Origin of the sequence: Microcoleus sp. B3-A4 (assembly GCF_036705385.1) — a bacterium.
Taxonomy (GTDB): Bacteria; Cyanobacteriota; Cyanobacteriia; order Cyanobacteriales; family Microcoleaceae; genus Microcoleus.
The window spans coordinates 1-7,427 of the sequence record NZ_JAUBUI010000145.1; the positions used below are offsets into that span (position 1 = coordinate 1).

The 7,427-nt window shown below is 46.4% G+C and carries 7 protein-coding genes and 1 pseudogene; 4 read left to right on the top strand and 4 right to left on the bottom strand.

The features are described from left to right. Positions 1 to 123 precede the first annotated feature (123 nt). Together QUB33_RS28340 and QUB33_RS28345 are read right to left on the bottom strand one after the other, a co-directional pair. Positions 124 to 651 carry a hypothetical protein gene (locus QUB33_RS28340; protein ID WP_333357624.1) on the bottom strand — a complete coding sequence of 176 codons (528 nt, stop codon included), beginning with the start codon at positions 649 to 651 and terminating at the stop codon, positions 124 to 126. 81 nt (positions 652 to 732) lie between these two features. Further along, positions 733 to 3,450 carry a cation-transporting P-type ATPase gene (locus QUB33_RS28345; protein ID WP_333357627.1) on the bottom strand — a complete coding sequence of 906 codons (2,718 nt, stop codon included), beginning with the start codon at positions 3,448 to 3,450 and terminating at the stop codon, positions 733 to 735. A gap of 453 nt (positions 3,451 to 3,903) precedes the next feature. Here QUB33_RS28345 and QUB33_RS28350 point away from each other — a divergent pair, with 453 nt between their 5' ends. After that, entirely contained in the window at positions 3,904 to 4,308 is a 405-nt protein-coding gene (locus tag QUB33_RS28350; RefSeq protein ID WP_333357630.1) for a BON domain-containing protein, read from the top strand. 257 nt (positions 4,309 to 4,565) lie between these two features. Here QUB33_RS28350 and QUB33_RS28355 read toward each other — a convergent pair whose 3' ends face one another. Beyond that, positions 4,566 to 4,952 carry a hypothetical protein gene (locus QUB33_RS28355; protein ID WP_333039132.1) on the bottom strand — a complete coding sequence of 129 codons (387 nt, stop codon included), beginning with the start codon at positions 4,950 to 4,952 and terminating at the stop codon, positions 4,566 to 4,568. Between the two features lie 163 nt (positions 4,953 to 5,115). Next, a pseudogene (locus tag QUB33_RS29760) lies at positions 5,116 to 5,451 on the bottom strand (YnfA family protein). A gap of 60 nt (positions 5,452 to 5,511) precedes the next feature. Here QUB33_RS29760 and QUB33_RS28360 point away from each other — a divergent pair. The 3 genes from QUB33_RS28360 (at position 5,512) to QUB33_RS28370 (ending at position 7,357) form a co-directional block, all read left to right on the top strand. Beyond that, positions 5,512 to 6,081 (top strand): response regulator transcription factor, encoded by a 570-nt coding sequence (locus QUB33_RS28360; protein WP_333357633.1) that lies wholly within the window; start codon positions 5,512 to 5,514, stop codon positions 6,079 to 6,081. A gap of 95 nt (positions 6,082 to 6,176) precedes the next feature. Then, complete coding sequence (locus QUB33_RS28365) at positions 6,177 to 6,332, top strand: hypothetical protein (RefSeq protein WP_333050788.1); 156 nt, start codon at positions 6,177 to 6,179, stop codon at positions 6,330 to 6,332. 272 nt (positions 6,333 to 6,604) lie between these two features. After that, positions 6,605 to 7,357 (top strand): reverse transcriptase N-terminal domain-containing protein, encoded by a 753-nt coding sequence (locus QUB33_RS28370; RefSeq protein WP_333357636.1) that lies wholly within the window; start codon positions 6,605 to 6,607, stop codon positions 7,355 to 7,357. The last annotated feature ends 70 nt before the right edge of the window (positions 7,358 to 7,427 follow it).

Here is a 7,427-nt window from a genome sequence, read left to right on the forward strand (position 1 = left end):
GAAACATAGAACAGATGGCACACTGATTATTTCTCCAGTATCCCAGCATTTTGGATCATTTATTTCTTGGATTACTCTTAGCTCCCAAAGTGAGAGATTCCCTCGTCCTTTCTTACCTTGAATTTAGGTAGCATCACAGACACGCCACGTCAGAATCTCCCAACGTTTAAGGACAAGTTCAGCAATCACGATCTCATTTTCTCTTGCCTCCATGACGATCAAATAATCTCCCTGGTTAAATCTGTTATTGTAAAGTCTTGCTTGTTCTTCTGGAACCAACCATCCTTGAATTGCGCCATATAGACCGCCAGCAGTTGCAGCAATCCCACTTCCAAAAAAAGTTGCTAAAATGCTTTCCACCGCTACTGCCTGACCAATACCGGGAATTAGCAGGCTGCTGAGTCCAACAATTAAGGCTAGTGAACCTAGTCGTATGCTGCCTATGATCGCGCCTACTTGTGCGCCTGCTGCTCTTGTGATTAAAATTTTCTGCACGCCCAGAGAGTCCAAATCATCATTGTCAGAAGGTTTAGCAATCACTGAAATCTTGTGCATGGGGAAACCCCTGCTTTTTAGCTCAACTAGCGCCTGCTTTGCGTTTCGATGATTAGTAAATAAGCCGCTAGCACGTTTGAGATTTTGGTAATTCATGAGAGATATTTAATATTCAACGCTACAAAATTGGTCAATAGTGTGTAAAGCCGCTTGCAATGGTTGCATCACAAAAACCACTTAGTTCAGAGGTGCAAAACGCTTTAGCAAAGCTGACAAAGGAATCATTGGCAGTCCGAATTCGATACAAATTAAGCCTTGGATTGCGCTCAAAGCTTCAGTGTCGAATAACTGATTCATAATGCCCCATTGGCTAAACAGGAATTGGAGAATGAAAATAGCCCCAATGCCGATCGCCACAGCATAGCCAACTGATTCATCTTTACCGCGCAGTTTGGCGACGATCGCCGGAACGAAGCGACTGATACTTAATAGGTAAAAAGCTTCGGCCGCCACCAATGCTTGAATTGCCATTGTCCGGGCTAGAGCTTCATTGCCTGTGGTTTGGACGATCCATTCAAACATCCCAAAGATCGCAATCCAGTTAAATACCGAAACTGTCAGAATCCGAGCGGTCAGCCTGCGAGAAAGAAGCGGTTCATTGGCAGGTCGAGGCGGCTGTTGCATGACATCGGGAGAGGGCGGCTCAAATGCCAACGGTAAGCTCAACGCAACTGAACTGACCATATTCAGCCAGAGAATTTGTACTGGCAAAATGGGTAGCGGTGTTGCCAGAAGTACGGCAATCAAGATGGTCATGGACTCTCCACCATTCACGGGCAGGATGAAGGCGATCGCCCGCAGCAGATTCTTATAAACCGTGCGTCCTTCCTCAACTGCTTTCTCGATCGAAGCAAAGTTGTCATCCGTCAGAATCATATCTGCGGCTTCTTTTGTGACTTCAGTACCCGTGATGCCCATCGCTACCCCAATGTCAGCTTGCTTCAGGGCGGGAGCATCGTTAACTCCATCTCCAGTCATCGCCACAATCTCGCCCTTAGACTGAAGTGCTTCGACAATGCGGAGCTTTTGTTCTGGTGCGACACGAGCAAATACACAGCTTTGTTCGACAGTATTGGCTAATTGCTGCTGATTCATTTGAGCGAGTTCTTGACCCGTAAAAACGGGAGCCTCTTGGCTTAGATTTATTCCCATTTGGTGGGCGATCGCTGCTGCTGTTTTGGCATGGTCGCCCGTAATCATCTTCACCTGAATTCCCGCAGACCGACAGGCTTGAATCGCTTGAATTGCTTCGGGGCGAGGCGGGTCGATCATGCCTTGCAGCCCCAGAAAAGTTAACCCTTGCTCAATATCAGAATGCTCAATTGAAGATTGAGAAGCGGGTACAACTTTCTTGGCAAGTGCCAGAACTCGTAACCCTTTTTTTGCCATCCTGTCCACGGTTTGCTCGATCGGCGCGGGGTTGAGGGATCTCGCCTCTCCCTGTTCATCGAGCATCTGGCGACACCGCTTGAGAATTGCCTCAATTGAACCCTTGACATAAATCAACCGTTGTGGGCGATCGTCATGTAAGGTTGCCATGTATTGAAACTGAGATTCAAACGGCAGTGTATCGAGCCGGCAAAGCGCTTCCTCGAGTTTCTCAGCAATTAACCCCGCTTTTTGGGCTACCGCAACCAGCGCCCCTTCCGTTGGGCTACCGATCGCAGTCCAGTTCCCGTCTTGCACGTCTAGATAAGAATCGTTGCACAACAGTCCTGCTTGCAGGCATTCATATAAAGCAGGTGCGATCGCCAGGTCAACCGAGTGTCCGTTTACAGAAATTTTCCCGTCTGGTGCATATCCTCCACCGCTAACCCGATATCGCTTTCCACCGGCATCAATCTCCTGAACAGTCATTTGATTCTCTGTCAAGGTTCCGGTTTTGTCGGAACAAATCACGGTGGTGCTGCCCAGCGTCTCAATGGCCGGAAGTTTGCGAATAATGGCGTGCTGCTTTGCCATTTGGGAAACCCCGATCGCCAGTGTCACCGTTAAAATCGCGGGTAAGCCTTCAGGAATTGCGCTGACAGCAAGCGCCACAGATGCCTTGAACACCTCAACCCAAGAAAATCTCTGGGCAATGCCTGCGACAAAAGTGAAGGCAGCCAAACCTAAAATGACATAGAGCAAGGTTTTGCTAAATTTGTCAATTTTGCGACTGAGTGGCGTTTCCAGTGTGCTGCTTTGCTGCATGAGTTGGGAGATGTGTCCGGTTTCGGTCCTGTCACCAATGCTGACGACCAGTCCGCGTCCCTGTCCAAACGTTACCAGGCTTCCGGTATAGGCCATGTTCGTGCGATCGGCCAGTGCAGCGTCTGCCTCTAGCGCCTGGGATTGCTTCTGGACCGGGACAGATTCTCCCGTTAACGCTGACTCATCGACTTGTAAGTCACGGACTTCGATCAGCCGCAGATCCGCAGACACTTTATCCCCTGAAGACAGCAAGACGATATCGCCAGGAACCAGTTCGCTGGATGAAACCACTTGCTTTTGACCGTTGCGGAGAATGGTTGCCTCAGTTGCAACAGATTTTGCTAAGGCGGCGATCGCATTCTCTGCTTTTGACTCTTGAACGAAACCAATGGTGGCATTTGTCAGAGCAACCCCAAAAATCACCCCTGAATCAATCCACTCTTTCAGAAATGCTGTCACTATGCCAGAGGCTAACAAAATGTAGATTAGCGGCTGATTCAGTTGCTGAAAAAATCGCAACCAGGGACTTTGCTGCTTCTGAGCCGTTAGTTGATTGGGACCGAGGATCTCGCGCCGTTGGGCTGACACGTCGGAAGATAGACCTATTTCCAGGTCAGTCTCTAAAAGCCGAGCTACTTTCTCGACAGAGAGGTGATGCCAAGAGTGTTCTACTAATTTTTCTTCTACATTCGTTGCAGTCATAACGCTTCTTGTCAAGCCAAGTGCTTGTCTGTTGTTTGGTCTTGTTTCTAGCGTCATTGATGAATGTGAGCTAAAAGTGATGGACTGATTTCTGTTACTCACATTTCGATCACATTTGCTTCCTATACTTAGGAATAGAACCGATTGAGATAGCTTCTTGCAAACCTTAGTTGACTGTTGACTGTTGACTGTTGACTGTTGACTGTTGAAGGAGGGGTCAAAAAAATTAAAATTGCGCGAATTATTTGTTGGCAGCTTGATTCGACTTTACGCCCGAGGATTAAGCGCGGATTTTATATCATTCCGCCACTGCTGCCGGAATTGATATAAAAAGCATTACTTTTGAGGGATGAACTATCGGACATTCACTTGTTAACTTGAAAGGCTCAAAGACTTCATGCTGAGGTTTATCGGCAAAAAGGCGTTTCACAAAAAACAAAACAAACAAAGAATATGCAATTATTAAAGCTATTGGTGAAAGGAATCAGCATCAGCACAGTTGCAGTTTTGGGTTTAGGTGCTTGCAACCCTCCCAATACTTCACAGACAACTGTTCCATCTACTTCTGCTCCCACAACTGCCACTGAAAATACAACTGCTCCAACCGCTTCTGCGCCTGCAACTACGACCGCACAGACGCCTCAGAATCAAGACATTGACGATATTGCCGATCGCGTAGAAGAGGCCTTAGACTCCGATGCCACCCTCAAGCAATTCGATTTGGACGCAGACGATCGGGATAATTCGATTGTGTTAACAGGGCGCGTTCAAACGGCAGAACAAAAAGCATTGGCAGAACAAATTGCTCGGCAAAGTGAACCGAATATTTCGCTCAATAACCAAATCGTCATTCAGTAGTTCCTAACAGTGAAGTGGCAAGAGCATTTGGCGCTTCTTGCCACTTAAAAAATTGTGCGATCGCAGTGAGGAAACCTATGGATTTGGCAATCTTATTTGACTAGACCTCTTGCAAAAATAAATAGGACGGGCAAGATGCCCATCCCACAAAAAAAAATAACTTTTGTGGGATGGGCATCTTGCCCGTCCCCTCAATTGATGAAAAGGATTTTTGCAAGAGGTCTACTGGATGCGATCGCAATATTGAAACAATAAACTTATTCAACAATTTCGTAACGAACTAACTGGCGAACATTTTGACGTGATAATTGGAGCTCTTGCGCGATCGCTGCTTCTATCTGGGTTGCGTCAGTCATTGGCAATTCTAATTCCAATCGCTTCAAAATGGGTTCTGCGGTTTCTACCGCAACCTGGGTTGTTCCTTGTTTTCGGTTAATCACCGCGTTGATCAGCAATATATTGACAGACACCGTTGCTTTAAGCTGGGTATCTGCCTGAAGTTTATTCTTTGCGATTTGGGGTTGTTGTAATTCTTGAGCCATTAGGAAACTCGAGCCAACCCAAAACGCGATCGCCACAAACGGCAATGGCAACCAAAACTCTGCGCCTGATGCTTTTAGCCAACGTTTAGTAACCTGCCACATAAATTTTTTACCCCACCCCAACCCTCCCCTTATCAAGAGGAGGGAGTAAGAAATTCACCAATGATTTAGGATTGCTATATTTGCACTTTAGTAGAGTTAGCGCTCTGCTGAAATCCTACTCAAGGGAGATGCGTCAAATATTTCAGTTCGATCGCAACACCGCTCAGCGATGTGGGCTCAACAAAATTACAGCGGTTCCAATCAGGCAAATTGTAACACCAAGCAAGTCCCACTTATCTGGCTTAACTCCTTCAATCAGCCACAACCAAACCAGAGATGCCAGAATGTAAATACCGACCTAAGCAGCATATACTCTTCCAGCGTTTGAGGCATTGACTTGAGTTAGAGAAAGCGCAAAACAGATTAAAGCTAAAATGCCTGGAACAACCCACAAAATGCTCTTTTCAAGTCTCACCCACGCCCAGAAAGCGTAACACCCAGAGATTTCTCCTAGAGCCGCCAATAGAAAAAAAGCAAGTGTTGGCATTTTTAGATCCATGCTTAAATTAGGTAAATTTTATCAGCCGATAAAAGTTTATAAGCCCAATTAAAGAAAAATATGAGAATCTTACTTGTGGAGGACGACCCAAAGCAACTGATGCCACTTCAAACAGTGCTGTCTCAAGCAGGACATAGCGTGGATGGGGTAAAAGATGGAGAGACGGCACAGTGGCTGTTATCAGAAAAAGAATATGATTTGTTGATTTTGGACTGGATGTTGCCACATATCAGCGGGGTAAATCTCTGTCGTCAATATCGATCGGCAGGGAAAACAGCGCCGATTTTGATGATCACCGCAAGAGACACCACGCCTGAAAAAGTGACCGGGTTAGACGCAGGTGCAGATGATTACCTGGTGAAACCGATCGACTTGGTTGAATTCATGGCACGAGTCCGCGCATTAAGACGGCGATCGCCCCTTTGGCAAGGAGATACGCTCAGCCTTGAGGATCTGCACCTCCACCTCGATACTCTTACTGTTGAGCGACAAGGTGCAACCGTTTCCCTCTCCAGTCGCGAGTTTCAGTTGTTGGAGTATTTTATGCGCCATCCCCGACAGGTTTTGACTCGCAGTCAAATTGAACAAGGTGTGTGGGAGTGCGATTCGTTGATTAGTGAATCTCGGTAATCAATCCGTAAATAACTAATCCAGTGAAACTTGACCCCTAGGTTGAGCACTGAACTCTCAGATTGATGAAGGTGCAAGTCCTTCCCGCAAGATTCATGCGTGACTCCTTATCTGCTCACACCGACCAAGCTCAATTCTTGGAGAGTGAAGCTGGGAACAGGGCACAATCAGACGGCTGTTATGGGCTGACACTGGTGCTAACAGGGAGTTCCTACGGTGAAACCGAGCCTAAAAAAGTAACTTACACCTAGGCAGGGCATAACTTAAAAAACCCTGACCTCATCAGAGCTAAAGCCCGACGCATCATTTCCACAATAGCGTCCAGAATCTTGGGTTTCTGATAGTTAAATTGGCTACACCTAACGGAACAATCAATCATCTGAGGGAACGAATAAAAACGACTTGAGAGTCATGGATACGTCGATTTCCATGTAGGTAAGATGAGATACGGAACTCTCTCAAGACGGGTAGGATGCGAAGTAATTTTCGCAAGGTATTCAGAAAACACTCAACAGAGCAGAGCATGATTAGACACAGTAGTAATACCAGTGAATCTTGGAAGAATCTACCGTGGAAGAAGTTCCGCAAAGATTTATTTCGCCTACAAAAGAGAGTGTTCAAAGCGGTTCAAGCAGGAAACAAGCGGAAAGCGCAGTCTCTGCAAAGACTTATTCTGAAATCCAAAGCTGCTAGATTCCTAGCAATTCGACAAGTAACACAGCTAAACGCTGGCAAGAAAACAGCAGGTGTTGACGGTGTAAAATCTCTCGGCTTTACAGGACGTTTCTACCTAGAAACAATACTTAAAGAGTCGGCAGGTAATTGGCATCATCAAGGACTACGGGAAATCCCAATCCCAAAAAAGGACGGGACAACCAGAATGCTAAAAATCCCAACTATCGCGGATAGAGCTTGGCAATGCCTCGCTAAATACGCTTTAGAACCAGCACACGAAGCAACATTCCATGCTTACAGCTACGGGTTCAGAGCCGGACGCTCCGCGCACGATGCACAGAAAATCCTGTTCAACAATCTAAGAAGCTACTGTAATGGAATGGAAAAACGAGTGATCGAACTCGACATAGAAAAATGCTTCGACAGGATTAGTCACACCACCATAATGGACAACTTAATTGCGCCCAAAGGTATCAAGCTCGGAATCTTCCGATGCCTAAAAGCTGGGGTCAACCCCGATTTCCCGGAACAAGGAACTCCTCAAGGTGGGGTGGTGAGTCCCCTATTAGCCAACATCGCTCTTAACGGGATTGAAAGGTAAGGATTCAGGTCAAAAAAGACTTAAGTATCAAAAGCTGGTAAAATAAACGAATGAAAAAGCCCGCAGCCAC